General features: G+C 53.1%; 27 protein-coding genes and 5 tRNA genes. 15 read left to right on the top strand and 17 right to left on the bottom strand.

Going from position 1 to position 25,016, the window contains the following annotated elements:
• Window position 1: 1 nt before the first annotated feature.
• Both tusE and yccA read right to left on the bottom strand, forming a co-directional pair.
• A complete protein-coding gene (gene tusE / locus AC1UKS_RS13960) occupies window positions 2–328 on the bottom strand; it encodes a sulfurtransferase TusE (protein ID WP_013201577.1) in 327 nt (108 codons plus the stop codon).
• 148 nt (window positions 329–476) lie between these two features.
• Window positions 477–1,136, bottom strand: coding sequence for an FtsH protease modulator YccA (yccA, locus tag AC1UKS_RS13955; RefSeq protein ID WP_013201578.1), 660 nt, complete (start codon window positions 1,134–1,136; stop codon window positions 477–479).
• A gap of 217 nt (window positions 1,137–1,353) precedes the next feature.
• Between yccA and AC1UKS_RS13950 the strand changes: the two genes are divergently transcribed.
• The 3 genes from AC1UKS_RS13950 to agp all read left to right on the top strand — a co-directional run bounded on the left by AC1UKS_RS13950 (window position 1,354) and on the right by agp (window position 3,672).
• A tRNA-Ser gene (locus tag AC1UKS_RS13950) sits at window positions 1,354–1,441 on the top strand.
• 225 nt (window positions 1,442–1,666) lie between these two features.
• Window positions 1,667–1,754 (top strand) — tRNA-Ser (locus AC1UKS_RS13945).
• A 304-nt stretch (window positions 1,755–2,058) separates the two neighbouring features.
• On the top strand, window positions 2,059–3,672 hold the full coding sequence (agp, locus tag AC1UKS_RS13940; RefSeq protein ID WP_482434103.1) for a bifunctional glucose-1-phosphatase/inositol phosphatase: 1,614 nt from the start codon (window positions 2,059–2,061) through the stop codon (window positions 3,670–3,672).
• Window positions 3,673–3,745: 73 nt separating this feature from the next.
• Here the strand turns inward: agp and AC1UKS_RS13935 are convergent, their stop codons facing one another.
• From AC1UKS_RS13935 to wrbA, 3 genes are all read right to left on the bottom strand, one after another.
• The gene (locus tag AC1UKS_RS13935; protein WP_053145726.1) at window positions 3,746–5,119 is read right to left on the bottom strand and encodes an NAD-dependent succinate-semialdehyde dehydrogenase; all 1,374 of its coding nucleotides are present in this window, start codon (window positions 5,117–5,119) and stop codon (window positions 3,746–3,748) included.
• A gap of 172 nt (window positions 5,120–5,291) precedes the next feature.
• Window positions 5,292–5,522, bottom strand: a complete 231-nt coding sequence (locus AC1UKS_RS13930; protein WP_013201581.1) for a YccJ family protein — start codon at window positions 5,520–5,522, stop codon at window positions 5,292–5,294.
• A 19-nt stretch (window positions 5,523–5,541) separates the two neighbouring features.
• The gene (wrbA, locus tag AC1UKS_RS13925; protein WP_482434102.1) at window positions 5,542–6,141 is read right to left on the bottom strand and encodes an NAD(P)H:quinone oxidoreductase; all 600 of its coding nucleotides are present in this window, start codon (window positions 6,139–6,141) and stop codon (window positions 5,542–5,544) included.
• A 363-nt stretch (window positions 6,142–6,504) separates the two neighbouring features.
• On the opposite strand from wrbA, the gene AC1UKS_RS13920 reads away from it, so the two are divergent.
• Together AC1UKS_RS13920 and AC1UKS_RS13915 are read left to right on the top strand one after the other, a co-directional pair.
• Window positions 6,505–6,693, top strand: coding sequence for a con-10 family general stress protein (locus tag AC1UKS_RS13920; RefSeq protein WP_482434100.1), 189 nt, complete (start codon window positions 6,505–6,507; stop codon window positions 6,691–6,693).
• A gap of 103 nt (window positions 6,694–6,796) precedes the next feature.
• Complete coding sequence (locus AC1UKS_RS13915; protein WP_482434098.1) at window positions 6,797–7,723, top strand: DMT family transporter; 927 nt, start codon at window positions 6,797–6,799, stop codon at window positions 7,721–7,723.
• Here AC1UKS_RS13915 and rutG read toward each other — a convergent pair.
• Genes rutG through rutA form a run of 7 tightly spaced genes read right to left on the bottom strand, consistent with a single transcriptional unit; the run spans window position 7,720 to window position 13,289 of the window.
• Window positions 7,720–9,048 carry a pyrimidine utilization transport protein G gene (gene rutG / locus AC1UKS_RS13910; RefSeq protein WP_482434096.1) on the bottom strand — a complete coding sequence of 443 codons (1,329 nt, stop codon included), beginning with the start codon at window positions 9,046–9,048 and terminating at the stop codon, window positions 7,720–7,722. The two genes, AC1UKS_RS13915 and rutG, sit on opposite strands and share 4 nt — an antisense overlap.
• A gap of 47 nt (window positions 9,049–9,095) precedes the next feature.
• The gene (gene rutF, locus AC1UKS_RS13905) at window positions 9,096–9,620 is read right to left on the bottom strand and encodes an NADH-dependent FMN reductase RutF (RefSeq protein ID WP_482434094.1); all 525 of its coding nucleotides are present in this window, start codon (window positions 9,618–9,620) and stop codon (window positions 9,096–9,098) included.
• Window positions 9,621–9,630: 10 nt separating this feature from the next.
• Window positions 9,631–10,221, bottom strand: a complete 591-nt coding sequence (locus AC1UKS_RS13900; protein WP_265911992.1) for a malonic semialdehyde reductase — start codon at window positions 10,219–10,221, stop codon at window positions 9,631–9,633.
• Entirely contained in the window at window positions 10,206–11,027 is an 822-nt protein-coding gene (rutD, locus tag AC1UKS_RS13895; RefSeq protein ID WP_482434091.1) for a pyrimidine utilization protein D, read from the bottom strand. Before rutD ends, AC1UKS_RS13900 begins: the two co-directional genes overlap by 16 nt.
• Window positions 11,028–11,038: 11 nt before the next feature.
• Window positions 11,039–11,425 carry a pyrimidine utilization protein C gene (gene rutC / locus AC1UKS_RS13890; RefSeq protein WP_053145712.1) on the bottom strand — a complete coding sequence of 129 codons (387 nt, stop codon included), beginning with the start codon at window positions 11,423–11,425 and terminating at the stop codon, window positions 11,039–11,041.
• A 26-nt stretch (window positions 11,426–11,451) separates the two neighbouring features.
• A complete protein-coding gene (gene rutB / locus AC1UKS_RS13885) occupies window positions 11,452–12,198 on the bottom strand; it encodes a pyrimidine utilization protein B (RefSeq protein WP_482434089.1) in 747 nt (248 codons plus the stop codon).
• Window positions 12,198–13,289 carry a pyrimidine utilization protein A gene (gene rutA, locus AC1UKS_RS13880; RefSeq protein ID WP_013201590.1) on the bottom strand — a complete coding sequence of 364 codons (1,092 nt, stop codon included), beginning with the start codon at window positions 13,287–13,289 and terminating at the stop codon, window positions 12,198–12,200. Before rutA ends, rutB begins: the two co-directional genes overlap by 1 nt.
• Before the next feature lie 279 nt (window positions 13,290–13,568).
• Here rutA and rutR point away from each other — a divergent pair, with 279 nt between their 5' ends.
• Complete coding sequence (gene rutR, locus AC1UKS_RS13875; protein WP_265911997.1) at window positions 13,569–14,234, top strand: HTH-type transcriptional regulator RutR; 666 nt, start codon at window positions 13,569–13,571, stop codon at window positions 14,232–14,234.
• A 36-nt stretch (window positions 14,235–14,270) separates the two neighbouring features.
• On the opposite strand, the gene cycA is transcribed toward rutR, so the two are convergent.
• Entirely contained in the window at window positions 14,271–15,665 is a 1,395-nt protein-coding gene (gene cycA, locus AC1UKS_RS13870; protein WP_482434086.1) for a D-serine/D-alanine/glycine transporter, read from the bottom strand.
• A 205-nt stretch (window positions 15,666–15,870) separates the two neighbouring features.
• On the opposite strand from cycA, the gene AC1UKS_RS13865 reads away from it, so the two are divergent.
• On the top strand, window positions 15,871–16,572 hold the full coding sequence (locus tag AC1UKS_RS13865; protein WP_482434084.1) for an extensin-like domain-containing protein: 702 nt from the start codon (window positions 15,871–15,873) through the stop codon (window positions 16,570–16,572).
• Here AC1UKS_RS13865 and AC1UKS_RS13860 read toward each other — a convergent pair.
• Window positions 16,565–17,230 carry a DUF4396 domain-containing protein gene (locus tag AC1UKS_RS13860; RefSeq protein WP_482434082.1) on the bottom strand — a complete coding sequence of 222 codons (666 nt, stop codon included), beginning with the start codon at window positions 17,228–17,230 and terminating at the stop codon, window positions 16,565–16,567. The two genes, AC1UKS_RS13865 and AC1UKS_RS13860, sit on opposite strands and share 8 nt — an antisense overlap.
• 695 nt (window positions 17,231–17,925) lie before the next feature.
• On the opposite strand from AC1UKS_RS13860, the gene AC1UKS_RS13855 reads away from it, so the two are divergent.
• Both AC1UKS_RS13855 and AC1UKS_RS13850 read left to right on the top strand, forming a co-directional pair.
• Window positions 17,926–18,648 carry an autoinducer binding domain-containing protein gene (locus AC1UKS_RS13855; protein WP_482434080.1) on the top strand — a complete coding sequence of 241 codons (723 nt, stop codon included), beginning with the start codon at window positions 17,926–17,928 and terminating at the stop codon, window positions 18,646–18,648.
• Between the two features lie 128 nt (window positions 18,649–18,776).
• Window positions 18,777–19,403, top strand: coding sequence for an acyl-homoserine-lactone synthase (locus tag AC1UKS_RS13850; protein WP_265912015.1), 627 nt, complete (start codon window positions 18,777–18,779; stop codon window positions 19,401–19,403).
• Here AC1UKS_RS13850 and AC1UKS_RS13845 read toward each other — a convergent pair.
• Together AC1UKS_RS13845 and AC1UKS_RS13840 are read right to left on the bottom strand one after the other, a co-directional pair.
• Window positions 19,400–19,738, bottom strand: coding sequence for a GlpM family protein (locus AC1UKS_RS13845; protein ID WP_482434078.1), 339 nt, complete (start codon window positions 19,736–19,738; stop codon window positions 19,400–19,402). The two genes, AC1UKS_RS13850 and AC1UKS_RS13845, sit on opposite strands and share 4 nt — an antisense overlap.
• A gap of 81 nt (window positions 19,739–19,819) precedes the next feature.
• Window positions 19,820–20,044: a DUF2594 family protein gene (locus tag AC1UKS_RS13840; RefSeq protein ID WP_013201598.1), complete on the bottom strand. Its 225-nt coding sequence runs from the start codon at window positions 20,042–20,044 to the stop codon at window positions 19,820–19,822.
• Between the two features lie 239 nt (window positions 20,045–20,283).
• Between AC1UKS_RS13840 and uvrY the strand changes: the two genes are divergently transcribed.
• From uvrY to AC1UKS_RS13810, 6 genes are all read left to right on the top strand, one after another.
• Window positions 20,284–20,943, top strand: coding sequence for a UvrY/SirA/GacA family response regulator transcription factor (gene uvrY / locus AC1UKS_RS13835; protein ID WP_013201599.1), 660 nt, complete (start codon window positions 20,284–20,286; stop codon window positions 20,941–20,943).
• The gene (uvrC, locus tag AC1UKS_RS13830; protein WP_013201600.1) at window positions 20,936–22,768 is read left to right on the top strand and encodes an excinuclease ABC subunit UvrC; all 1,833 of its coding nucleotides are present in this window, start codon (window positions 20,936–20,938) and stop codon (window positions 22,766–22,768) included. The genes uvrY and uvrC overlap by 8 nt, the downstream gene beginning before the upstream one ends.
• Before the next feature lie 71 nt (window positions 22,769–22,839).
• Complete coding sequence (gene pgsA, locus AC1UKS_RS13825; RefSeq protein ID WP_265912004.1) at window positions 22,840–23,388, top strand: CDP-diacylglycerol--glycerol-3-phosphate 3-phosphatidyltransferase; 549 nt, start codon at window positions 22,840–22,842, stop codon at window positions 23,386–23,388.
• A 156-nt stretch (window positions 23,389–23,544) separates the two neighbouring features.
• Window positions 23,545–23,620, top strand: a tRNA-Gly gene (locus AC1UKS_RS13820).
• 41 nt (window positions 23,621–23,661) lie between these two features.
• Window positions 23,662–23,735, top strand: a tRNA-Cys gene (locus AC1UKS_RS13815).
• A 12-nt stretch (window positions 23,736–23,747) separates the two neighbouring features.
• Window positions 23,748–23,833: transfer RNA gene (locus tag AC1UKS_RS13810), tRNA-Leu, on the top strand.
• A gap of 704 nt (window positions 23,834–24,537) precedes the next feature.
• On the opposite strand, the gene AC1UKS_RS13805 is transcribed toward AC1UKS_RS13810, so the two are convergent.
• The gene (locus AC1UKS_RS13805; RefSeq protein WP_013201604.1) at window positions 24,538–24,750 is read right to left on the bottom strand and encodes a DUF2116 family Zn-ribbon domain-containing protein; all 213 of its coding nucleotides are present in this window, start codon (window positions 24,748–24,750) and stop codon (window positions 24,538–24,540) included.
• Window positions 24,751–25,016 lie beyond the last annotated feature (266 nt).

Below are 25,016 nucleotides of genomic sequence, written 5' to 3'. Positions count from 1 at the left end.
CTTAAAGGCATTTGGCCGGTTTAGGCAGGCCGGCAATTTTAGTTGCCTGTTTTGCCGGGCCTTTTGGGAACAGGCGGAACAAATAGCGGCTGTTGCCTTTTTCCTCACCGTATTTTTGCGCCATGGCTTTAACCAGCATTCTCACCGCCGGGGAAGTATTGAACTCCAGATAGAAGGCACGGACGAAATGCACCACTTCCCAGTGGGCGTCAGTCAGCTCAATGGCCTCTTCTTCTGCCAGTAACGGAGCCAGATCTTCACTCCAGTCCATCGTGGACTTCAGGTAACCCTGCGCGTCACGTTCAATTTCTTTGCCCTGGAATAACACCGTCTTGCCTCTGTCTGATTTGCTAAGCCGCCCAGTTTAGCAAACTGCGGCCAGCTGTGGGTAGTCTGTCTCTTCAGGCAAGCGTAATCCGGCACATAAAAAGAGCCCCGCAGTGCGGGGCTCTTATTGTAGCGTCAACTGCGGGCGATTAATTGCTGCGCGATGACATGCCCAGAATGCTCAGCAGGCTGACGAAGATGTTATAGATCGACACATACAGGCTAACGGTCGCGCGAATATAGTTGGTTTCGCCGCCGTGAATGATGTTACTGGTTTCCCACAGGATGGCACCCGAAGAGAACAGGATAAACAACACGCTGATTGCCATATGCAATGCCGGAATGTTAAGGAAGATGTTTGCCACGACGGCGACCAGCAATACCACAAACCCGGCCATCATCATGCCACCCAGGAAGGACATATCCTTACGGGTGGTTAGCACGTAGGCAGAACAGCTGAAGAACACCAGTGCGGTGCCGCCTAATGCCAGACCAATCACATCCCCCATTCCTGCAGACAGCAGTGAGTTGAGGATTGGGCCCAGGCAGTAGCCGAGGAAACCGGTAAAGGCGAACGCCGCCAGAATGCCGGTAGGGCTGTCCGCCAGGCGATAAGTCAGGAACATCAGCCCGTAAAAGCCGACCAGCATCAGAATGAAGCCTGGCGCGGGCAGGGCGAAAACGGTGCTCAGGGTAGCGGTAACGGCAGAAAAGGCCAGCGTCAGCCCCAGCAGGAAATAGGTATTGCGCAGCACCTTGTGGGTGGTAATTAAGGAACTGCCACGGGTACTCGAAACAATGCGATCCATAAAAGAGCCTCTTTGGGTCACCAATTTACCTGTGAGAATAGGGAGCAGTGCGAAGCGGGGAAAGGCGTTTTACCCTTCTTTACGCGATAGTCGGCTGTTTTAGTAAGCAGAGTGGCGATATTGCCAGCAAATAAACGCCGATCGACTGTTTTTCAGGCGATTGAACCGCAACACACTTTACATCGACCGGGAGGGTGTTTATAGTTCGGCTCATTGTGGAGGGGTGGCCGAGTGGCTGAAGGCACCGGTCTTGAAAACCGGCGACGGGAAACCGTTCCAGAGTTCGAATCTCTGCCTCTCCACCATCTAATTTAACGGGTCAGCGAAAGCTGGCCCGTTTTGCTATGGGCGCAATAAAACCGCCGATTGACCGTTTGTTGAACAGATGAAAAAAAATTGCATAAAAGCGCAATAATTCAACAAACTAGCCAAAATTATGCTTGGCAAAGCGATCGGCATCCCCTATACTGCGCCCCATCAGTTGCTCAGGGAGTTTAGCCACTCTTTGAAACGGTGACTGGTACTAGTGTGGAGGGGTGGCCGAGTGGCTGAAGGCACCGGTCTTGAAAACCGGCGACGGGAAACCGTTCCAGAGTTCGAATCTCTGCCTCTCCACCATCAAATTCAACGGGTTAGCTTAGGCTGGCCCGTTTTGCTTTCTGCCTTCCCCGCTTTTTTCTTCGCTAATAGCTTCGTTTATTAGAGCATTCCGAAAAACATCCCGTTTCTTTTCAATCTCCTGATGCGACTCAACGGCAAAGGCGATACTCTGCTATATTCTCAACACCAATGAAGAATGCCCACCCCTGGCCTGAATTTCCAGGAACGCCGAGCGAGCCTCATTTGCGTTGTTGCGAATTTTTAACCAACCGCATCGCCATATTACGGCCGGGTGATTTACCTTGAATCAATGGAAAAACACATGATTAAAAAGTTTAGTCTTTGCGCATTAGCAGTCTGCTCGGCACTCACCGGCATTTCAGCTTATGCTGCTGACGACGATTACCAGCTTGAGCAAGTGTTAATGATGAGCCGCCATAACCTCCGTGCGCCGCTGGCTGATAATGGCAGCGTGCTGGCTCAGTCCACTAAAAAGGCCTGGCCTAAGTGGGATGTGCCGGGTGGACAGTTGACGACCAAGGGCGGCGTGCTTGAAGTTTACATGGGCCGTTACACCCGTGAGTGGCTTGCGCAGCAAGGGCTGATCGCCGACGGCGAATGTCCAGCCTCTGACGATGTTTATGCCTACGCCAACAGCCTGCAGCGTACCGTCGCCACCGCGCAGTTCTTTATCACCGGTGCGTTCCCGGGATGTGACATTCAGGTGTCTCATCAGGATGAAATGGGCGCGATGGATCCGGTGTTCAACCCGGTGATTACCGACAGCAGCGACGGCTTCAACAAGCAGGCGTTGACCGGCATGAACAGCGCGGGTGAAAAACTGGCACTCAAACCGGCCTTCCAGCGCCTGGAAAAAATCATCGATTACAAATCCTCTGCTGCCTGTGATGGCAAAAAGCAGTGCGATCTCTCCAGTGATAATCAGAACAAATTCACCGCTGAAAATGGTAAAGAGCCGAACGTTTCGGGTCCATTAAAAGTCGGGAATTCGCTGGTGGATGCCTTCACCCTGCAATATTACGAAGGGATGCCGCTGGATCAGGTCGCCTGGGGCCAGATTAAGACACCAGAGCAGTGGAAAGAGCTGTCCGCTATTAAAAATGGCTATCAGGACACGTTGTTTACTACGCCAGAAGTGGCGCGTGACGTCGCAGCGCCTCTGGTCGATTACATCCGCAGTATGTTAGTGGATGAAGATAAAGCCTCCGCGCCGAAAGTGACGCTGATGGTCGGCCATGATTCGAATATCGCCTCCCTGCTGACGGCATTGGATTTCAAAGCTTACACGCTGCCAGAGCAAAACGAGCGCACGCCTATTGGTGGGATGATTCAGTTCCAGCGCTGGCACGACAAGAAAAACAATCGTGAGTTGGTGAAGGTTGAATACGTTTACCAGTCTACCGATCAGCTGCGTAATGCAACGCCACTGTCGCTGGATACGCCTCCTAAGCGCGTCACGCTGCAAATGAACGGTTGCCAGACCGATGCCAATGGTTTCTGCCCATGGGATCAGTTTACTCAGGTGCTGAATAAAGCCATTGAGGGAACGCCGATGGCGGCAAGCGCGCCGCAACCTGCACCAGCAGCTCCGGCAGCTGAAGCACCAGCCGCACCAACGGCCGCGAAAGATCCGGCTGCTGATAAAGTGGCTGCCGCTAAAGCAGCGGCCGATCAGGCTGCGGCAGATAAAGCCGCTCAGGCTAAAGCGTCTGCAGAAAAGGCGGCAGCTGATAAAGCCGCAGCCGAGCAGGCAGCCAAAGACAAGGCGGCTGCTGATAAAGCCGCGGCTGAGCAGGCTGCGAAAGATAAAGCGGCGAAGGATAAGGCTGATAAAGCCGATAAAACCAAGGCGGAAAAAGCGAACGCCGATGAGCCTGCCACTGCTGCGCAGCCAGAGACTGAAAAGTCTTCCTGAGTCTGATTCGCACGCAATAAAAAGGCCGACATTCACTGTCGGCCTTTTCTTTTTGGGCAGATGCCGTTAGCAATCAGTCACTGCTGACCACGACCAGTTTCTGGTTAACGAACTCTTTGATACCCAAATCAGACAGTTCACGACCATAGCCTGAACGTTTCACACCGCCGAATGGCAACTCGGCCGAAGTATCGCTGGCGGAATTGATATACACCATGCCGGTTTCGATTCGTGAAGCCAGTTTCTTGGCACGGGCAATATCTTTGCTAAATACCGCACCACCCAGACCATAGTGAGAATCGTTGGCAAGTTTAACCACTTCTTCGTCATCCTTCACCACGTAAACCTGTGCGACCGGGCCAAAGAACTCTTCAAAATAGGCCGGGTTATCACGGGTGATACCGGAGAGGATAGTGGGCTCGTAGAAGCAGCCTTCACCGGCAACGACTTTACCGCCGATATGCAGCTTGGCGCCTTTAGACACCGCCTGCTCAACTTGTTTCACCAGCGTATCGCGTGCCGTTGAGGAAGAAAGCGGGCCCAGCGTGGTGCTTTCATCCAGCGGATCGCCAATCTTCACGTCACGGAAAGCCTGGGTGAATTTTTCGAAGAAGGCATCTGCCACTTTTTCATGCACGATAAAGCGTTTAGCTGCGGTACACACCTGACCACAGTTGCTGAGACGGGCACCGACGCCGGCCTTCACGGCCTTATCAAGGTCGCAGTCATCCAGCACCACAAAGACGTCATTACCGCCGAGTTCCAGCGTGGTCTTCTTCAGGTATTTGCCGGCTTGTTGTGCCACGGCACTCCCGGCACGTTCAGAGCCGGTCAGCGCAGCACCCTGAACACGATCGTCAGCAATCAGTGAGGCAACCTGATCGTTGCTGATAAACAGGTTAGTCCAGGCACCTTTTGGCGCACCGGCCTCGGTCACCAGCTCTTCGAACAGCGTGGCGCAATGAGGGACATTGGCGGCATGTTTTGCCAACACCGGGTTACCGGCGGCCAGATTCGGCGCCAGTACGCGCATTAGCTGATAGAACGGGAAGTTCCAGGGCTCAACGGCAACCAGCACCCCAATCGGATGATTTTCCACCCAGGCTTCACCCAGCTCGCTTGGATAACGGGTAGGGGCAAGGAACCGTTCGGCATTTTCTGCGTAGTAACGTGCAATTTGCGCGCAAAGCTGCACTTCGCCGCGACTCTGATTGATCAGTTTACCCATCTCAACGCTGGCCGTTTTTGCCAGTTCTTCAACACGAGCGTCAATCAGGTCTGCCATTTTTTTCAGCACCTGCAGACGCGGTTGGATGTCGCCTTTAGACCAGCTTGAATGATATAGATCATCCGCGGTCTTTAACGCCTGTTCAACCTGCTGGTCGTTGTGATCGGTCCAGGTTTTGACAAGCTTATTACTGGCGGGATTAATTGTCTGGTAAGACATACTGCACTCCTTTTCGAGTAATCGGCCTGACGGTCAGGCTAATGAATATGGCATTAAGCCTGGTAGAAAAACGATGGTTTCACAACGTGAGTAGTTAGTGGTTTCGGACGTTTCTGAGGGTGTAAAACAATAAAAAGGGCGGATAAATCCGCCTCGAATACCGATTTTGGTGCTAAACGTTTTTTCGCTCGACGACTTTGTTATCCCAGGTCAGCACGTCCTGATCGGTTTTCTCAAAGGCCCTGAGCAGCACTTCGTCACTGCCTTGCTGCTCCCAGATGCCTTCGGCAAGTTTCTCATCGTAATTCGCCACTTCAAAAATGGCCTCCGCAATTTCCGGAGAGGTGCTGCGCAGGCTTGCCCACTCGCCTACATGATGAGCTTTCGATTGTTGCGTTGCCATAATAGTCTCCTGATTGAGGTTATCCGTTCAGTTTTACTGCCAGGCCGGCGACATATTCACCCTGATAACGGGCAATATTCAGCTCTTCTTCGCTGGGTTGTCGCGAACCGTCACCGCCGGCAATGGTTGTGGCGCCATAAGGCGTACCGCCACGCACCTGCGATATATCAAAGAGTTCTTTGGTGCCATAACCAATCGGCACGATCACCATGCCGTGGTGGGCGAGGGTGGTCCAGGTCGAAGTAATGGTCTGTTCCTGACCGCCACCGGTACCCGTTGAGGCAAAGACGCTGGCCAGCTTGCCGTACAGCGCACCTGATGCCCAAAGGCCACCCGTGCGGTCAAGGAAGGTACGCATCTGACCGGCCATATTACCGAAGCGGGTTGGGGTACCGAGCAATATGGCATCATATTGCGGCAGTTCTTCCGGGGTCGCTTCCGGTGCAGACTGCTGCGTTTTGCCGCCCACCTGGGCGAAGCGTTCTGCGTCCATGGTTTCAGGTACGCGCTTGATCGTCACTTCCGCTCCACTAACCCGACCTGCGCCTTCTGCAACCGCATTGGCCATGGTTTCGATATGTCCGTACATGGAGTAATAGAGCACCAGAATCTTTGCCATTTGTTCCCTCGTCGACTGGTTGTTGGATGATTGGGGATAAAATCAGGCCCTGAAGGCAATCAGGAAAGTATAGAAGAGGCTGACGGGTCATGCAGAAGGAAGCGGTCCTTTTGCTTAAAACGCGTGCAATGCGGGTAGCGGGATGGACATAAACATTAGCGTCAATAATGCAATAATTCAGGCTGTTTAGAGGGGTTGGCCGTTTTGTGAGCCGTGCTCAGGAGTTTTTTTAACCACTTCAGGCTTGATAATCTATGCTTAGTAACGCGGCCGGGAGTGTTCTCTCCCCGATTGCCGCTACGGAAGGCCGGAAGGCCAATCGTGATTAAGCAGTATGATGGCTTAACTATTCGGAGGTAAGAAATGGCAGAACATCGTGGTGGATCTGGAAATTTCGCTGAAGACCGTAAAAGAGCATCAGAAGCAGGTCGTAAAGGCGGCAAAGTCAGCGGAGGGAATTTTAAAAATGACCCTCAACGTGCTTCACAGGCTGGCGAAAAAGGGGGGCGTAACAGCCGTGGCGGTCGGACTAAAACCGATTCCGAAGCTTAGCCTCGCCTGAAACCGTCGGGTATTTCCCCGGCGGTTACGTCACAGAGTTGACCACTGAGTTCCCTCCCGGCACACTAGCGCCAAATTCACACCTGAGCCTGCTATGTCTGCCTTACTTTCCCGCTATAAACTGTCGTTTACCCCACAAGAGATTGTGCTGGTCCTGATTACCCTGATCTGGGGCGGAACTTTTCTGGCAGTCCATCATGCGATGACCGTAAGCGGGCCATTTTTCTTCGTCGGCACCCGATTTGCCACTGCCGCGCTGGTGCTGGGAGCAATTTCATCGCGTTCGTTGCGCGGCATCACCTGGGCTGAAATCAAAGCCGGGACATTAATCGGCATCGCCATTGGCTGTGGGTATGGCTTACAGACCTATGGCATGCAAACCATCAGTAGCAGTAAATCCGCCTTCATTACCGCGATGTATGTGCCGCTGGTGCCGCTACTGCAATGGCTTTTTTTGGGACGCTTGCCCGGCCTGATGTCGTGGATCGGCGTGGCGCTGGCCTTCACCGGGCTGATGTTGTTGGCAGGTCCAGACGGAGATTCACTGGCATTTGGCGCCGGTGAAATTGCCACCTTAATGAGCACGCTGGCGATTGCCGCAGAAATCATTTTGATCAGCGCCAGTGCCGGCAAAGTGGATGTCAAACGCGTCACGATCATCCAGCTGGCGGGCGCTTCACTGCTGGCATTCGCGCTGATGGTCCCCAATGGCGAAGCGGTGCCGCCGTTTTCGCCCTATCTGCTGTTCAGCGCCATTGGTCTGGGGCTGGCCAGTGCGTTAATTCAGGTGACGATGAACTGGGCGCAGCGCAGCGTGTCGCCAACGCGTGCCACGGTCATTTATGCTGGTGAGCCGGTCTGGGCGGGGATCGTTGGTCGGGTTGCCGGTGAGCGTTTACCTGGCGCGGCACTGATTGGCGGCGCACTGATCGTCGTCGGCGTGCTGGTCAGTGAGTTGAAGCTGAAGCGCAAAAAAAAGGCGAAGGTTGACCCTTCGCCTGATAAAGCGGAAGTGAGTTAATTGTCTTGATGCACGACGTCGTTGCTGTCAAGCACGGCGGCTTTACGACGCGTCAGGATAGCGTTGAGGATAATCGCGCCGAAGGTCGCCGTGCCGATCCCGCCCATGGTGAAGTTACCGATCTTCAGGGCAAAGTCTCCTGCACCCAGTACCAGCGTGACCGCCACCATAATCAGATTGTTGTTCTGCCCAAGATCGACGTTGTTCTGCACCCAAATCCTCGCACCCGCCACGGCAATCAAACCAAATACCACGATGGACGCACCGCCGATCACCGGGCCTGGGATGGTGTGAATCAACGCGCCGAACTTCGGCGAGAATCCTAACAGGATGGCAATCACCGCTGCCGCAACAAACACCAGGGTGGAATACACCTTAGTTACCGCCATCACGCCAATATTCTCAGCATAGGTGGTGACACCGCTGCCGCCCACGCCGCCGGAAAGCAGGGTGGCCAGGCCATCACCGACAAAGGCTCTGCCCATATACGGATCGAGGTTTTTGCCCGTCATCCCTGCCACCGCTTTGATATGCCCGAGGTTTTCAGCCACCAGTATCACCGCCACCGGCGCAATCAGGAACATTGCATGACTGTCGAAGACAGGCGAGGTGGTGGTCGGGAAGCCCAGCCACGGCACGGCAGCCATCAGGCTAAAATCGATCGGTTTACCCAGCCCGAGCCCGTTGGTCAGCACGGCATAGATGGCGCAGGCGACAATCAGGCCGACCAGGATCAGCAGCCGTTGCACCATGCCGCGGGTAAACACCGCCACAATACCGATACAGAGCACGGTCATCACCGCCATCCAGCTATCGAACATCGATGAGGAGACGCTGCGTACCGCAATCGGCGCGAGGTTCAGGCCAATTGCCATCACCACGGCGCCGGTCACCACCGGCGGCATCAGCTTCTCAATCCATCGCGTGCCCACTTTCATCACCACAAAACCAATCAGCGTATAGACCAGGCCGCAGGCAATAATGCCGCCCAGCGCCACGCCAAGGTTAGGGTTGATGCCCTGACCATTGAACCCCGTCACCGCAATCACCACGCCCACGAACGCGGCGCTCGACCCAAGATAACTGGGCACGCGTCCGCCCGTGATAAGGAAGAACAGCAGCGTGCCGACGCCGGACATCAGGATCGACAGATTGGGATCTAATCCCATCAGCAATGGCATCAGAACCGTGGCACCAAACATCGCGACCGCGTGCTGAAGCCCCATAATTACCGTTTGTCCCAGCGGCAGGGTTTCATCCGGTGCCACTAACCCTTGCGCTGATGCGGACTGCTTACGCCATACAGGAAACCAGGAACTCGCCATCGTCTTCTCCAGAGAAGTGAATAAAGCATTGCCCGCCGTCGGCGGGATCAGGCTTCCTGCCGCAGTAAATGGTGATAGCCGCGATCGAAATAGACCAGGCCGTGTGTTTCATCGTTGCAGACTAATGCCTGGGCTTCGCAGACCAGCACATCATGGGTGCCGACACTCATCACCTGGGTGATTTTGCAATCAAACGATGCCACCGCGCCGGCCAGAATCGGCGAGCCGGTCACCAGCGTCGACCATTCGGCCGCGATAAAGCGTTCGGCCATTGGCGTTTTACCGCCAAACAGGTTAGATAACGATTCATGTCCCGCAGCCAGCGTGTTAACGCAGAGCTGCTGATTGGTTTTGAACACCTCATACACGGACGCCGAGCGATTCAGACACACCAGCAGGGTTGGCGGCGTATCGGTCACACTGCACACGGCGGAGGCGGTAAAGCCAGCGCGACCGGCGGGGCCGTCGGTGGTGATAATATTGACGGCCGCACCCAGGCGCGCCATCGCATTGCGAAAATCTTGTTTTTCTACGCCCGACGTTACCGCGGGCGACAGGGTCGCCAGAGACATGATCATTTCCTTACTCGAGGGTGCAGGCATCTGCAAATGAGAGACGTGGCAGGCGCGCATACACTTTGCTGGCATCGCCATAGCCGATGTTAATAAGCAGATTGCTTTTCCAGCCGCTTTCCGCAAAGAACACCGCATCAACCGCGGCACGATCGAAGCCGGACATCGGGCCGGTATCTAAGCCCATCGCGCGACAGGCGGCGATCAGGTAAGCCGCCTGCAGCGAGCTGTTGCGAAATGCGGTCTCTTCCGCCAGCGCCGGGCTGCTGGTGAACCAGGATTTAGCATCGGCATGTGGGAAGAGCTGTGGAAGCTGGTCAAAGAACGCCGGATCCCAGGCGACGATCGCCGTTACCGGCGCGCTCAGGGTTTTTTCCAGATTGCCGCTGGAGAGCGTTGGCTTCAGCCTGGCTTTGCCTTCCTCACTGCGGATAAAACAGAAGCGCGCAGGGCTGCAATTCGCCGAGGTTGGGCCCATCTTTAACAAGTCATACAGCTGGTGGATTTGCGCGTCAGTAACCGGACGATCCTGCCAGCCATTGTGCGTCCGTGCTGCGGTAAACAAGGTTTCTAACGCGAGAGAATTCAGGGCTTCTGCCATATCAGCTCCAGTTCAGCAGGGGATGAGGCCGGGGTTTTGCTCAGCCAGTTCAGTAACAGTGGATTGAAGGTGCTGCTATCGGTGACGCTCATCGCATGACCGCCCCAGGCCATTTTTTCCAGCGTGGCGTTTGGCAACGCCTCCAGCAGGGTTTGCGAGCAGGTCCAGGGCACCAACAGATCGTCCTGTGAACAGATCAACAGCACCGGCTGGGCGATCTGGGCGGCAAGTTCGGTGAAATCGCAGGCCATCAATGCGGTCAGACGCCGCAGCAAGGTTTCTGTCCCCTGAAAATGTGCGGCGTGCAGCGCATCTTCAGCTTCGATACGTGCCTGATTATCGGCCAGCCAGTCGGCAGGATAGAGAAACAGGGGCTGTGCGCGAACATAGGATTCAACGCCGACATTGAGCAGCAACGCCTGTCGAACGGTGAAGCAGCGGCGGGTATGCGCATTCAGCCTGAGCCAGCCATTAACAATCACCAGCCTGCCGACGCGCTGTGGAAAGTCGATCGCCAGCTGCATCGCCACCATACCGCCCAGCGCATGGCCAATGACGTCATAGCTTTCGATCCCCAGTGCCGCCAGCTCGTGAGCCAGTTCAGCCGCCATATCGCCCATGCTGTAGCCTGCCGGCAGTGTGTCGGGACTGCGCCCGGTGCCACGCTGGTCATAGACCACCACCCGATAGTGTTCACGCAGTGCGTTTAGCTGCGGCAACCAGAAGTTAGCCAGGCCGCCTAACCCGGCAGAAAGCACCAGCGTTCTGGCCTGAGGATCGGTCGATCCTGAAAGCTCAATATGCATGTCTTCCTCCGCTACTTACCGATATGGGCAACGCTGGCGATCTCGATCAGTGCATCGGGTTTCACCAGACCACACTGAATGCAGAAACGCGCCGGTTTTTCGCCAGGGAAATACTCGGCATACACGCTGTTCACCGCCGCATAGTTGCTCCAGTCGGTGATGAAAATCGAGTTAAAGGTCACGTCGTCCATGGTGCCGCCCGCGGTTTCAATCACGCTTTTAATGGTTTCCAGCACATGGCGGGTTTGCGCGGCGGCATCGCCAACGTGCACCACGTTATTGTCTTTATCAAAGGGCAAGGTGCCCGAGACATACACCACGCCATCGGCCAGCGTGCCAGGGACGAACGGCGCTATCGGCACGCTGGTTCCCGGTGGGGTAATAATGGTTTTCGGCATTGCGCATTCTCCAGTCAGGTCAGGTTTCAGGCCGTTTGTTGTTGTTGCACGGCTTCGGTTTGCAGGGCGGAACAAAAGGTCGAAACATCAGACACCCAGCCGAAGAACGTCTCAATATTGAAGATGGCGGCCTGCTGTGCGAAGAGCGGACCGGCCTGATAGGTAGCGTCTTCCAGTACAATGCCGAAATACTCCAGGAAGAAACCGTCGCGCAACGTCGATTCAACGCAGACGTTAGTGGCGATGCCAGTAAATACCAGATGGCGAATGCCACGGCTGCGCAACATGCTGTCTAGCGCGGTATTGAAGAAGCCGCTGTAGCGTGGCTTCGGCAGCACGATATCGCCGGGTTGCGGGACAAGCTGATCGACCAGATCATAATCCCAACCGCCTTTCGCCAGCAGCTTGCCTTCCAGTTCAGGTTTCTGGCGCATGGTTTTCAGCGCGTTGGATTTGTGCCAGTTAGGCGAGCCTGGGCCACCGGCTTCGACATACCGATCGTCCCAACCGTTCTGGAACCAGATAATCTGAATGCCGGCTTCACGGGCGGCTTTCACCGCCACGTTGATGTTATCGATCACCGGGCGGGTAGCGGATACATCAAATCCCGCCAGGTCAAGGTAGCCGCCGATGGTGGCGTAAGCATTCTGCATATCCACCACGATCAAAGCGGTCTGTTCGGGTGGAAAGGCAATGGGCTCCGGCCGCGCGGGCAGGGTAATGCTGTTTTTAGTCGACGCTGTTGTGCACACTACCGGCTCTTTACTGCTCATTACGCAACCTCCTTCGCGGCTTCAATGATATCGGTACGGCACTGCATCAGCGGTTGGATGCGTTGGCCAAATTTCTCAATGCCTTGTAAAAAATCATCAAACGTCAGCAACACGCCCTGGGTACCCTCAACGGTCGCCACTTCATCCAGCATGCGTGCGACGTTGGCATAAGAGCCGACCAGCGTACCCATATTGATATTGACGGCGGACGTCGGGTCGGCCATCTGGCGCACGTTGGTGTCGCTGCCCGAGGTTTTATCCTGTTGGCTTTGCGTGGTCAGCCAGGAGAGCGCATCTTCGTCTGCGCCGGCTTTGTAGTGTTCCCACTTCGCCCGGGCGGCTTCGTCGGTTTCATCGGCAATGATCATAAACAGAACGAAAGATCCGACATCACGACCCACTTCATCGGCGGCTTTTTTCATGCGGGTGGCGGTTGGGGCGAAAGCGGTTGGAGTATTCACGCCCTTGCCGAAGCAGAAGTTGTAGTCAGCATGTTTCGCTGAGAAGGCCATACCGGCATCGCTTTGACCAGCACAGATCACCTTGACCGGCTTTTGCGGCTGCGGGCTGAGGCGGCAATCGTTCATGGTGAAGAACTCACCTTTCAGATCGGATTTACCGGTGCCCCACAGATCTTTCAACACCGAGACGTATTCGGTCAGATAGTCATAGCGACGGGCAAAGTACTCATCGCCAGGCCAGATACCCATCTGATCGTATTCCGGTTTCTGCCAGCCGGTCACCAGGTTCACCCCGAAGCGGCCGTTTGAAATAGAATCAACGGTGGAAGCCATGCGCGCCACAATGGCCGGCGGCAGTGTCAGCGTGGCCGCCGTAGCATAGATTTCGATGCGCGAAGTGACGGCAGCCAGGCCAGCCATCAGGGTGAAGGATTCAAGGTTATGATCCCAGAACTCGGTCTTGCCGCCAAAGCCACGCAGTTTGATCATCGACAGCGCAAAGTCGAAGTGATAATGCTCGGCTTTCTGCACAATCGCTTTATTCAGTTCAAAGGTCGGCATGTATTGCGGCGCGTTGGTGGAGATCAGCCAGCCGTTGTTGCCAATTGGGATAAAGACACCGATTTTCATTGGGATACCTCTGAGTGTGCGTTAGGGTAAAGTTGTGCGCTGCAATGCATCCTGCACTCTCCCTGAAGCGGCGCTTGCTGAGATAATTGCAAACGCTGTGCCAGTTTATAAAAGGTGCTAGTAATCAGTGTGTTAAAGTATTTGTGTTAAATTTTTCTGGAGCGGATGGTCTAAAACAGACCATTTGGTCAAAATCAGGTGCACAAAAAGCAGGCATCGTGGTCAATTTAAGTGCATTAGGTCTGGGCGAGGGGTTTTGCTATCATCCCGGCAACCCACATGGAGTATGAGGTCTCAGTGAATTCTACAGATAAGACATCGGTGAAGGCGCCCACGCGACGCTCACGTGCGGTAGCGGCGAAACGCACGGCGATCCTCACTGCGGCACTGGCGCTGTTTTCACAATTTGGCGTGCATGGCACCAGCCTGGATAAAGTGGCCGAAGGGGCTGACGTTTCTAAAACCAACCTGCTGTACTACTTCCCGTCGAAAGAAGCCCTCTATATTGCGGTGCTGAAAAACATTCTTGATGTGTGGCTGGCGCCACTGCGTGCATTGCGGGAAGACCAGCAACCTTTAGTGGCAATCCGGGACTACATCCGGCTTAAGCTTGAGGTGTCGCGCGATCATCCGCAGGCGTCACGCCTGTTCTGCATGGAGATGCTTCAGGGCGCACCGTTGCTGAAAGGGGAGCTGGAAGGCGATCTGAAAGGGCTGGTGGATGAGAAATCGGCGGTGATTGAAGGCTGGATAAATCAGGGCAAACTGGCGGCTGTTGAACCGCATCATCTGATCTTTATGCTGTGGGCCACGACCCAACACTACGCCGATTTTTCAACTCAGATCGAAGCGGTAACCGGACAGACGTTAAATGATGAAGGCTTTTTCAATCAGACAGTAGAAAACGTGCAGCGGATGGTGATCGAAGGGATTCGGGTTCGCTAAAAAAATGGTGGGCCTGAGCGGCCCACCTGCATCTTATTACGCCTGTTTTCTCTGACGTAACCACCAGCCAATCCCCAGCAGGATAAACCAGATTGGCGTCACCATCAGCGCCTGACGGGTATCCTCCTGCAGCGTCAGCAGCACCAGCACAAACGCGAAGAACGCGATGCACACCCAGCACATAAACTTACCCATTGGCATTTTATAGCTGGACTCCGCATGAAGTTCAGGGCGTTTTTTGCGGTAGGCCAGGTATGAACAAAGAATAATCGTCCAGACAAACATAAACAGGATCGCTGACACGGTGGTGACCAGCGTGAACACCTGCATCACGTTCGGGATCAGGTAAATCAAGGCAACGCCGCCCAGCAGACACAGGCACGAGAAGAACAGCCCTGTGGTCGGCACCGCGCGGCGGGAAAGCATGCCAAAGCGACGGTGTGCCACACCCTGTTGCGCCAGGCCATACAGCATACGGCTGGTGGAGAAGATGCCGCTGTTAGCGGACGATGCCGCCGAGGTCAGCACCACAAAGTTAACGATGCTGGCCGCGGCGGGTAAGCCAATCAGCATAAACATCTCAACGAACGGGCTGCGGTCAGCAACTACGCTGTTCCATGGCGTCACCGCCATGATCACCAGTAGCGCCAGCACGTAAAACATAATGATGCGCAGCGGAATGGCGTTTATTGCCCGCGGCAGAACCTTCTTCGGATCGTGGGTTTCAGCCGCCGCAGTACCGACCAGCTCAATACCTACAAAGGCGAAGACGGCGATCTGGAAGCCCGCAAAGAAGCCGCTTAAGCCTTTCGGGAACATACCGCCATGATCCCAGATATTGCTGATGGCTGCTTTGCCGCCGCCCGGTGAAGGGTAATGCATTGCCACCAGCACAATCCCGGTGGCAATCAGCGCCACAATGGCAACAATCTTGATGATGGCAAACCAAAACTCCATCTCGCCGAACAGTTTCACCGTCGCGATATTCAGCGACAGGAACACGGCGATACAGAGCAGGGCGCTCATCCATATTGAGAAATCGGGGAACCAGAGCTGGAAGTAGGAGCTGATGGCCACCACATCGGCGATGCCGGTCACCACCCAACAGAACCAGTAGGTCCAGCCGGTGAAATAGCCGGCCCAGGGACCGAGCAGATCGGCGGCAAAATCACTGAACGACTTATACTCAAGGTTTGACAGCAGCAGCTCGCCCATGGCGCGCATGACGAAAAACAGCATAAAGCCGATGATCATATAAACAAAAATGATCGACGGGCCGGCCAGACTGATGGTTTTACCGGAGCCCATAAACAGGCCGGTGCCGATGGCACCACCGATAGCAATGAGCTGGATATGACGATTGTGCAGGGTGCGCCGGAGTTCGCCCGGGGCTTCTTCATCGAGAGGCGTCTCTTTTGATTGGTCAACCATAACGTTTTCCTGTCCTTTACGTGATGTTATGTAAGCTCTGAAGGCTTTTACGGCGCAAAGCTTAACGTAAAAGGCCCGGAATGGCAGGTAAAGTTCGGTATAACCCGACCGATTGCACAAAAACGCCGCTACACTGTTAATTCTGATTTCCGGGCGATCAAAGCCTGACGGATCTGCAGCTTAGGGCAGGGGGAAAACCGATAAAATGAAAGGATTGTTGATTGTTGGCGGCATTTTACTGTTGCTGGTGGCGATTACGCCCTGGTTTGCCAAAAATCTGCCCTTAGCCTGGAATCCCTTCACGCCCCTGCAAGTGACTGACTCACCCACATTCGTCACCCGCTATAAGCTGCAACGCCTCGCGGGCGATCCGCAGGCGTGCCTGGCCGTATTAGAACAGGCTCAACAACAGGGCTACCTCAGATTCAGTCAACCCGCGCCCACTTCCGGCACCTGTCCGTTACCTGCGCCGATCAGAGTACAAAGTTTTGGCGACGTACGCCTGAGTTCCAGTTTTCTTGCCAGCTGTTCTTTGGCCGTCAGCAGTACGATGTTTGTCACGCAGACCGTCAAACCGCTTGCTGCGGCAGAGTTAGGGTCGCCCCTGGTGCGTATCGACCATCTTGGCAGCTATGCCTGTCGGAATATCTACCATCGGGCGGAAGGAAGGTTAAGCGAGCATGCGGCGGCTGATGCTTTAGATATGGCGGGTTTCAGGTTGGCCAACGGCCAGCAGATCAGTGTACTCAAAGCATGGCCACGTCAGGGGAATGACTCGCATTGGCTGCACCAAATTTTTCAACAGAGTTGCCAGTTTTATGGCAACTCGATTGGTCCTGACTACAACGCGGCGCACGCAAATCATTTCCACCTTGGGATGCGCGGAAGGGGGTTTGTCGCTAGATAACGGGCTTAATCCCGCGTTGTAGCAGGAACTTATTCGCTGGCCACGCAAAGACGAAACCGATCATTAAGGCAATTTGTAGCATAAACCAGAAGCTCAGCAGGCGCGGTTCAATCTGGCCATGCAAAATAAAGCGGAACGCCAGTTCAAGGCAGAGAAACATCCCCGCCTGATAAACCATCAGCGAAAACACATCGGTTTTGATTGCCCGCCATAGCGCGCGAAATAGGGAGAAGCCTTCTATTTGACGCAGGGCGAAAAATTGTAGCGCGATCCCAAAAATCAGCGACAGGCTCAGCGACAGAATAGCGTGGGCGATCAGCAAAGAGTGAAAAGGGATGTAGTTCAGCATTGAAATTATCGGAACCGCAACGATATCACCTAATACACAGCCGGCAGCACAGTGGCTGGTAGTGGAAAAAATTTGCTTTAATTCGGGTTGCTGCTTGCCACGGGAGATGCGGAGTAAGGAGACCGAACGACTTTTTCGCGCAAAAAACCACCAGGCCAGCCAGCCAAAAAACGGCATATAGAGTCCGGTGATCGGCCACACCAGATTCATAATCCGGACCGGGTGCGGACGGCGTAGGATGTCTTTGATAATCATCAGGGAGGTACAAATGCCTAACAGGATAAACACCATCGCCAGTCTGTCTAACATCACTATTTCCTTACCGGTATAATGCGTCGAGGGAGGTTGGTTCTATTACATCCATTCAGCCAGTGAGATTATGGCTCTGCACCTGTCAAAAGCCAATGAGAGGTAAAGACTAATTTTACTTAGTCAATCCCGGCGATTGACGGGAAAAACAGATTACGCTGATAAACCCTTTGTCGCATTAAGGTTATCCTCCGTTTACTACAGAGATATTTAACATTAAGCGGAAAGGCAAATATTGACCCTAAAAAATATAAATTTGTTTTATTTCATTGGCTTGTTGGCTTTTTTTGTCGATTGTAAAGGGAGGTTGAAAGGATTTAAAACGGCTAATCAGTAAAATGTTAGCAGGAATTATTAATCTTGGCGGGGTCAAAATTATTGAATATTTTCAGGAAAAATCCTATTCTAATTAGGCTAATGAGTTCGCGAGGTAAAGCCTGTTTTTCGCCCTGCATAGCGAAAGTAAAGGTTCTTTTCCCGTTCTTTATAAATTAAATTGACTGGACTTTTAATGATTGCGGGTTTAACGCATCATTCGACGGATGCAACAATCCGTAATTGCGGTTATTATCACCTGAAGGGAAAATTAATTTTATACATTAATTTTTTTTCTCGTTTTAATTCATTTTTTTCCCACATCACTAAAAATTATAAGCAAAATTTGGGGTGGTTTTCTCACCCTTGATGAGGAATGAATGACATCTGAAAATTATTTCAGTTGGCGTGAAAAAATACAGCTTGCATTTCTGAATGTCTCCGACATTTCAGAGATAACTGCGCTTATTGAGCAGCAGACGCTGGCGTTGGGATTTGACTTTTATGCGCTGTTTATTCGCCATCCAGTGCCCTTCACCCGGCCTAAAATCTTTATTTACTCCAGCTATCCCAAAAAGTGGGTCAGTGCCTACCAGAAAGGGAATTTTGCCGCCATAGACCCGGTGATCGAAAATTGCCAGGTCCCGGGAAAAATAGTGTTATGGGATGAGCCTCTCAGTCGTCGTGGGCAGAAAGTGTTTGATGCGGCGAAAGAGTATGGCATTCACAGTGGATTTTCCGCCTGCGCAATGGCTAAAAATAGATCCATTGGTATATTATCAATGGCATCGGGTAAGACTTTTGAAAAGATTATGTTAACGCCTGAAAAGCAACTTAAGCTTCAGTATTTATCGGTACTGATAATGGAGGCGTTGCAAAAGGTAAAAGATATTTCCATGTCGGTGATGAACATGGAATTAAGTCAGCGTGAGCTGGAAATCCTTAAATGGACGGCCGAGGGTAAAACTTCAGCAGAAATATCTCTGATCCTGTCCATTTCGGAGAATACGGTCAATTTCCATCAGAAAAAAATGCAAAAGAGGTTCAATGCACCCAACAAAACACAGGTGGCCTCTTACGCAGCCGCAATCGGTCTACTTTGAGGGAGATGCAACTACCAGATTTGGTAGTTTCGCAATATTAATCGGTTGTCTACCCTGCGCGCAGGGTAACAACCCTGATCTAGCCGTGAGGAGCGGCGTTCACGAGGGAATGCGATAGGGGATCAATGATGAAAATTATCCAAACGAAGCTCAGGGATATGCCGTCCTCTTTGCTGGCAGAACTGGGAAGTTACCGTTACAACGTCTTTGCCCGCGGGGAAGGGTGGTCAATTCCTTCCCGTCTGAGTACCCCGGGCCAGGAGTACGATCGTTTCGATCGTTCTGACGTGGTCTGGCTGATTGCCTGGAAGGCTCAGCATGGCATCTGCGGCTGTGCCAGGCTGATGCAGTGGCAGGATCCGGAAGCCGGCTCGGCTGCCGAACTGACCGAGAAAAAAAGCCAGGCGCCGGTGCCGGTATGGGAAATGTCCCGTTTCTCGGCCAAGCTGGATATTGATGCCGAGCTGCCGTTAAGCATCTTATGGCACAGCGTGCAGTTAGCCGAGCAGTCGGGAATTGAGTATCTCTACAGCGCCGCTACGCCGATGCTGGAGCAGATGTTCGAGCAGCACCGGGTGGTTTATGAGCCGCTGAATGCTGGCGTGATCCAGTCTGAGGATAACCTGTTCGCGGTCAGGATCCCGGTGAACCAACCCGAGCTGGCGGAGAAGTTCCACGGTGCGCGTCGTTTCAGCCCGGAAGAAGTGTTACCCACGCTGGGTGTTTCCGTCAGCTGGAGTGCCAGAGGCCGCTAAGCATGCCACTTGCTCCACAGCGTTATCAGCAGCCAGGCGGCCAGGCACCAGCAGGCGACTGCGCTGCCGAGCGCATAGGGCAACCGCATCATGCTGACGAAATACCAGAGTGACAGTAGATAGATAAAATAGGGAACGATCGCCCACATGCCAAAAATGATTGTGGTACGCAGCGCTTCAATGCCACGGTCGCTGGCCACAATATAGTGGGCTATCAGCGCAAAGGTGGGAAACAGAGGCAGGAGGCCAGCAATGTAATAGTTGCGGGTCTTCGATAACATGCCGATCAGCACGACGACCAGTGCACCAAGTACCGCTTTGATAAGTAAGCCCATTGTTCCATTCAGCCTGAGGGAAAACGTAACCATGTTACAACGCTGAAGGAAAAGCAATGGGCTAAGGCGTGGCAGAGAGAATTATTGGCGATAAGCCTGTTTGATCTGCTTGATGGTGCTGCTGAACACGTCAGCCTGCTGCTGATCGGTCAGTTGATCAATGTACTTTTCCATATTAATGATGACTTTGCCGGCATCGGCCTGACCCATTCCCTTTAACATAAAGGTAACGAGGGCTTTCATGCAGGCCATTTCCTCTGACAGGGTTTTGGTTTCTTCGCTGGTTGAAAAGTCAGTATTACTCATGATTTCTCCTTGTTGTCATCATCAATTCAACGCGGTTGACGCACGGCGTTGAAAATGTAAATCAATAACAAGTATATCACATAACCCTGAGAGAGAAGCCACAGCGACAGCGGCTTACCTGAATGCTTTCACCTGACAAAGTCCATTATTTCAGTTCTAACACCCGCTAAAAAGAGGTAAGATCCCGCCTCTTAACGCATCCTGAACCACTCTGGTAGTGCCCACTTGGAGAGACCTTTTTGATTAGCGTTTTTCTTGTTGATGACCATGAACTGGTCCGCGCGGGTATCCGTCGGATACTTGAAGATATAAAAGGTTTCCAGGTCACCGGAGAGGCAAGCTGCGGCGAAGATGCAGTGAAGTGGTGCCGTGCCAATAGCGTCAACGTTGTGCTGATGGACATGAACATGCCGGGCATTGGTGGTCTGGAGGCGACGCGCAAAATTGTGCGCTACAGCCCTGACATCAAAGTCATTATGCTGACCATCCACACGGAGAATCCGCTACCCGCCAAAGTGATGCAGGCCGGTGCGTCGGGCTACCTCAGCAAAGGGGCTGCGCCACAGGAAGTGGTTAATGCCATCCGTCAGGTCAACGCCGGCCAGCGTTATATCGCGTCGGATATTGCTCAGCAAATGGCGCTCAGCCAGATTGAACCGCAAACATCAGATTCACCGTTCGACAGTTTGTCGGAACGGGAATTGCAGATTATGCTGATGATCACCAAGGGCCAGAAAGTTGCCGATATTTCCGAGCAGCTGAATCTGAGCCCTAAAACCGTTAACAGCTATCGTTACCGCATGTTCAGCAAGCTCAACATAAGCGGTGACGTTGAGTTAACGCACCTGGCCATTCGACATGGCCTGTTCAATGCGGAGTCGTTAATCAGTAGTGAATGAACAGTTTGATGCTAAATCCTTCCTGAAATCGGTTACCAGCCAGCCAGGCGTTTATCGCATGTATGATGCGGGTGGCACGGTTATCTATGTCGGCAAAGCCAAAGATCTGAAAAAACGGCTCACCAGCTACTTTCGCGGCAATTTAGCCAGCCGTAAGACGGAAGCGCTGGTTGAGGCTATTCGCCAGATAGATGTGACGGTCACCCATACCGAAACTGAAGCGCTGTTGCTGGAACACAACTACATCAAACTTTATCAGCCACGCTATAACGTGCTGTTGCGTGATGATAAATCCTATCCGTACATTTTTCTCAGTGCCGATGCGCATCCGCGCCTGGCAAGCCATCGCGGGGCGAAACACGCAAAAGGCGAGTACTTCGGTCCCTTCCCTAACGGCTATGCCGTGCGGGAAACCCTGTCGTTGCTGCAGAAGATTTTCCCGGTTCGCCAGTGTGAAAACAGCGTCTACCGCAATCGCTCACGTCCGTGCCTGCAATACCAGATTGGCCGTTGCCTGGGCCCCTGCGTTACGGGGCTGGTCAGTGAAGAGGAATATGCCCAGCAGATTGAGTATGTGCGGCTGTTTCTCTCCGGCAAGGACGATCAGGTGCTCAATCAGCTGGTTGCCCGCATGGAAAGCGCCAGCATCAGCCTGAAATTTGAGGAAGCGGCCCGTTTGCGCGATCAAATTCAGGCGGTACGTCGGGTGACTGAACGCCAGTTTGTTTCCAATAATGGTGACGATCTGGATGTGATTGGCGTGGCGTTCGATAACGGCATGGCCTGTCTGCACGTGCTGTTTATCCGCCAGGGAAAAGTGTTGGGAAGCCGCAGCTATTTCCCGAAAGTGCCGAATGGTACCGAGCTGGCGGAAGTGGTGCAGACTTTTGTCGGGCAATTCTACCTGCAGGGCAGTCAGGCGCGTACCTTGCCAACCGATATCCTGCTGGACTTTACCTTGCCGGAAAAAGATCTGCTGTCCGACTCGCTGACGGGGCTGGCCGGCCGCAAGGTTTCGATTCAAAGCAAACCACGCGGTGACCGTGCACGCTATCTTAAGCTGGCGCGAACCAATGCCAGTACCGCGCTGGTCAGTAAGCTTTCCCAGCAGTCGACCATTCATCAACGCCTCAAGGCGCTGGCTGAGATCCTCGATCTGCCTGAGATCACGCGCATGGAGTGTTTTGATATCAGTCACACCATGGGTGAGCAGACCGTGGCGTCCTGCGTGGTGTTTGACCGCAATGGCCCGCTGCGGGCGGAGTATCGCCGCTATAACATTACCGGCATCACGCCGGGGGATGATTACGCTGCGATGAACCAGGTTTTACGCCGTCGTTATGGTAAAGATCTTGAAGAGAGCAAAATTCCGGATGTGATACTGATTGACGGTGGTAAAGGCCAGTTAGGGCAGGCAAAGAATGTCTTCGCTGAACTGGATGTCGCCTGGGATAAAGATCGGCCCATTTTGTTGGGCATTGCCAAAGGCACCGATCGTAAAGCCGGACTGGAGACGCTGTTCTTTGAACCGGAAGGTGAGGGCTTTAACCTGCCACCGGACTCTCCGGCGTTGCATGTTCTACAGCATATTCGTGATGACTCTCACAATCATGCAATTACGGGCCACCGTAATAAGCGGGCGAAGGTGAAGAACACCAGTGCGCTGGAAACAATTGACGGCATTGGGCCTAAACGGCGTCAGATGCTGCTGAAATACATGGGCGGCCTGCAACCGTTGATGAATGCTTCGGTGGATGAAATAGCGAAAGTGCCTGGGATTTCACAGCTACTGGCGGAGAAAATCTTTTATTCGCTGAAACACTAAGCATTGCAACCCCTGAAGCAATGTAGGAACATAGGGACAAATTCTACTCTGCCCAAACAGTTAGCGTACCTATGCATTTTAACATTCCGACCTTACTTACCCTGTTTCGTGTCGTTTTGATCCCATTCTTTGTACTGGCTTTTTACCTGCCATTTGAATGGGCTCCTCTTGTATGTGCGTTGATCTTCATTTTTGCGGCGATCACCGACTGGTTCGACGGCTACCTTGCCCGTCGCTGGAAGCAAACCACCCGATTTGGTGCGTTTCTTGACCCGGTAGCGGACAAAGTGATGGTCGCCATGGCGCTGGTGCTGGTGGCTGAGTACTTCCACTCCTGGTGGATCACCTTGCCGGCGGCGACGATGATCGCCCGTGAGATTATTATCTCGGCGCTGCGCGAATGGATGGCGGAAATTGGCAAACGCAGCAGCGTGGCCGTTTCGTGGATTGGTAAAGTCAAAACCACCGCGCAGATGCTGTCGCTGTTTGCCTTGTTATGGCGTCCGGACGGTACCGTAGTGGGAATTGGCGTGGTAGCGTTGTACATTGCTGCCGTGCTGACTTTCTGGTCAATGTTCCAGTATCTCAACGCGTCACGCGGGGATTTGTTTGAACAGTGATCGATGCGATTCAAAAAGCAGCAAACGGACGGAAAGTGAGGATAATTGTGTTGACTCATTTCTCCAGGTCAGTAGAATGCAACGCATCGAAAGGCAGCTGGTCTGTCAGAAGATAAAGTAAATCAGCAAGTTCTGCGAATATCGCAGCTGTTGAATGCGGGAATAGCTCAGTTGGTAGAGCACGACCTTGCCAAGGTCGGGGTCGCGAGTTCGAGTCTCGTTTCCCGCTCCAAATTTTAATCATCAGAAAGTCTGGTGATATAACAAGATTAAGGCGCGTTGGCAGAGTGGCCATGCAGCGGATTGCAAATCCGTTAACCTCGGTTCGACTCCGGGACGCGCCTCCACTTTACACCCATGCCCGGGTGGTGAAATCGGTAGACACAAGGGATTTAAAATCCCTCGGCTTATGGCTGTGCGGGTTCAAGTCCCGCCCCGGGCACCATATTTAGTACCGATTAAAAACCGAATAAAATCAAAGCAATAAGCAGTGATGTCGTAACCGCCCAAGGGCGGTTTTTTTGTGCCCAATGTAAACTACATAATATCCCCTCATAATATTTCCTCATCAAACTGGTTATTCACCATAAAACCCAATGCTCGGGATTACGAGTCAATTAGCCCGATGACTTCAAAACAGATAAATTCGGGCAGATACCGGCTTTGCCTCATGTGCGTAGCTATGAAGCCTGACGATCGATTACAACGATCAATGCGGCTGTATTGATCAGCGAAAGCAATTGGACTCAAATTCCTCAAGGCATAAAGTAACGTCAGGTAATCAATGGACCTAAAACAGGACAGGGAATGTGGGCTAAAAAGCATTGCAAGGGTTGCGGGAAACGGCGGGGATGGATTGAACGACTGACGGGGCTTGATGACGAACTCTGTGATAACTGCTATTGCCGTTTCTTTACTTCACTTCGTGAACGCCACCATCACGATCGGGAAAGCACCAGGAAAAACAGCCCTGACGAGGATTGACGTCCCGCCACGAAGCCAGTTGAAACCAATTAAAAGTGAGCAGCCATAAAAAAAACCGGCCATAAAGACCGGTTTAAGCTGTGTGTTATCTTTGTTGTTATCCGTCAGCTTGCAGCATCCGGTGAGGTATTATCGGCAGCTGCCCGCAAATCATGAATCTCAGCGTCATTCGCCGTGGATACGTTGTTTCATCTCACGCTGGTGCTTGGAGTAGTCTTCGCCACAGTCAGCGGAGCAGAACGCGCTGTTGGGCACTACCGATTCATCTTCACACCAGATGCATTTGCCGTCAGGACTGGTGATCACCGGCTGCCGGGCTGACATGGCTGCCGTGATAAGGGCTTCCTCACGTTCTTGCGCTAAATCTACATCGTCCATTGCTTCTCCTCCTGTGAAACTTTACCGGTGTGGTTGAAGGGTCTGTACGCCGTCTTCAACCATGATGCGAAATCACATACTTTAATAATACTTCTCACCACTATTAAAGTCAGGGCGACTATTATAGCCAAAGCGCATTCCCCTGCAAATTTTTCGCATCTGCAGACTTTCCTGAGCCTGCGGTTGGAAGGTTGCCTGTGTGCGTGGGTGTGACAGCTAACTTGCTGATATTAATATATATTTACGGCAGGGCTAAACAAATAACG

Source organism: Erwinia sp. AK-PDG3-5 (genome assembly GCF_056821705.1).
The sequence above is the reverse complement of the archived record's forward strand: the minus strand, read 5'-3'. Positions and strand labels throughout refer to the sequence as shown.

Coding starts and splice junctions, on each gene's coding strand:
- AC1UKS_RS13860 (WP_482434082.1), bottom strand. CDS start 17,230: ATGTTAGACAGACTGGCGATGGTGTTTATCCTGTTAGGCATTTGTACC.
- rutA (WP_013201590.1), bottom strand. CDS start 13,289: ATGAAAATCGGTGTCTTTATCCCAATTGGCAACAACGGCTGGCTGATC.
- AC1UKS_RS13930 (WP_013201581.1), bottom strand. CDS start 5,522: ATGGCAACGCAACAATCGAAAGCTCATCATGTAGGCGAGTGGGCAAGC.
- AC1UKS_RS13915 (WP_482434098.1), top strand. CDS start 6,797: ATGTCTGCCTTACTTTCCCGCTATAAACTGTCGTTTACCCCACAAGAG.
- pgsA (WP_265912004.1), top strand. CDS start 22,840: ATGCATTTTAACATTCCGACCTTACTTACCCTGTTTCGTGTCGTTTTG.
- cycA (WP_482434086.1), bottom strand. CDS start 15,665: ATGGTTGACCAATCAAAAGAGACGCCTCTCGATGAAGAAGCCCCGGGC.
- AC1UKS_RS13850 (WP_265912015.1), top strand. CDS start 18,777: ATGAAAATTATCCAAACGAAGCTCAGGGATATGCCGTCCTCTTTGCTG.
- rutC (WP_053145712.1), bottom strand. CDS start 11,425: ATGCCGAAAACCATTATTACCCCACCGGGAACCAGCGTGCCGATAGCG.
- AC1UKS_RS13865 (WP_482434084.1), top strand. CDS start 15,871: ATGAAAGGATTGTTGATTGTTGGCGGCATTTTACTGTTGCTGGTGGCG.
- AC1UKS_RS13855 (WP_482434080.1), top strand. CDS start 17,926: ATGACATCTGAAAATTATTTCAGTTGGCGTGAAAAAATACAGCTTGCA.
- AC1UKS_RS13845 (WP_482434078.1), bottom strand. CDS start 19,738: ATGGGCTTACTTATCAAAGCGGTACTTGGTGCACTGGTCGTCGTGCTG.
- AC1UKS_RS13920 (WP_482434100.1), top strand. CDS start 6,505: ATGGCAGAACATCGTGGTGGATCTGGAAATTTCGCTGAAGACCGTAAA.
- rutB (WP_482434089.1), bottom strand. CDS start 12,198: ATGAGCAGTAAAGAGCCGGTAGTGTGCACAACAGCGTCGACTAAAAAC.
- agp (WP_482434103.1), top strand. CDS start 2,059: ATGATTAAAAAGTTTAGTCTTTGCGCATTAGCAGTCTGCTCGGCACTC.
- rutD (WP_482434091.1), bottom strand. CDS start 11,027: ATGCATATTGAGCTTTCAGGATCGACCGATCCTCAGGCCAGAACGCTG.
- AC1UKS_RS13935 (WP_053145726.1), bottom strand. CDS start 5,119: ATGTCTTACCAGACAATTAATCCCGCCAGTAATAAGCTTGTCAAAACC.
- rutG (WP_482434096.1), bottom strand. CDS start 9,048: ATGGCGAGTTCCTGGTTTCCTGTATGGCGTAAGCAGTCCGCATCAGCG.
- AC1UKS_RS13840 (WP_013201598.1), bottom strand. CDS start 20,044: ATGAGTAATACTGACTTTTCAACCAGCGAAGAAACCAAAACCCTGTCA.
- AC1UKS_RS13900 (WP_265911992.1), bottom strand. CDS start 10,221: ATGGCAGAAGCCCTGAATTCTCTCGCGTTAGAAACCTTGTTTACCGCA.
- rutF (WP_482434094.1), bottom strand. CDS start 9,620: ATGTCTCTGGCGACCCTGTCGCCCGCGGTAACGTCGGGCGTAGAAAAA.
- rutR (WP_265911997.1), top strand. CDS start 13,569: ATGGAGTATGAGGTCTCAGTGAATTCTACAGATAAGACATCGGTGAAG.
- yccA (WP_013201578.1), bottom strand. CDS start 1,136: ATGGATCGCATTGTTTCGAGTACCCGTGGCAGTTCCTTAATTACCACC.
- wrbA (WP_482434102.1), bottom strand. CDS start 6,141: ATGGCAAAGATTCTGGTGCTCTATTACTCCATGTACGGACATATCGAA.
- AC1UKS_RS13805 (WP_013201604.1), bottom strand. CDS start 24,750: ATGGACGATGTAGATTTAGCGCAAGAACGTGAGGAAGCCCTTATCACG.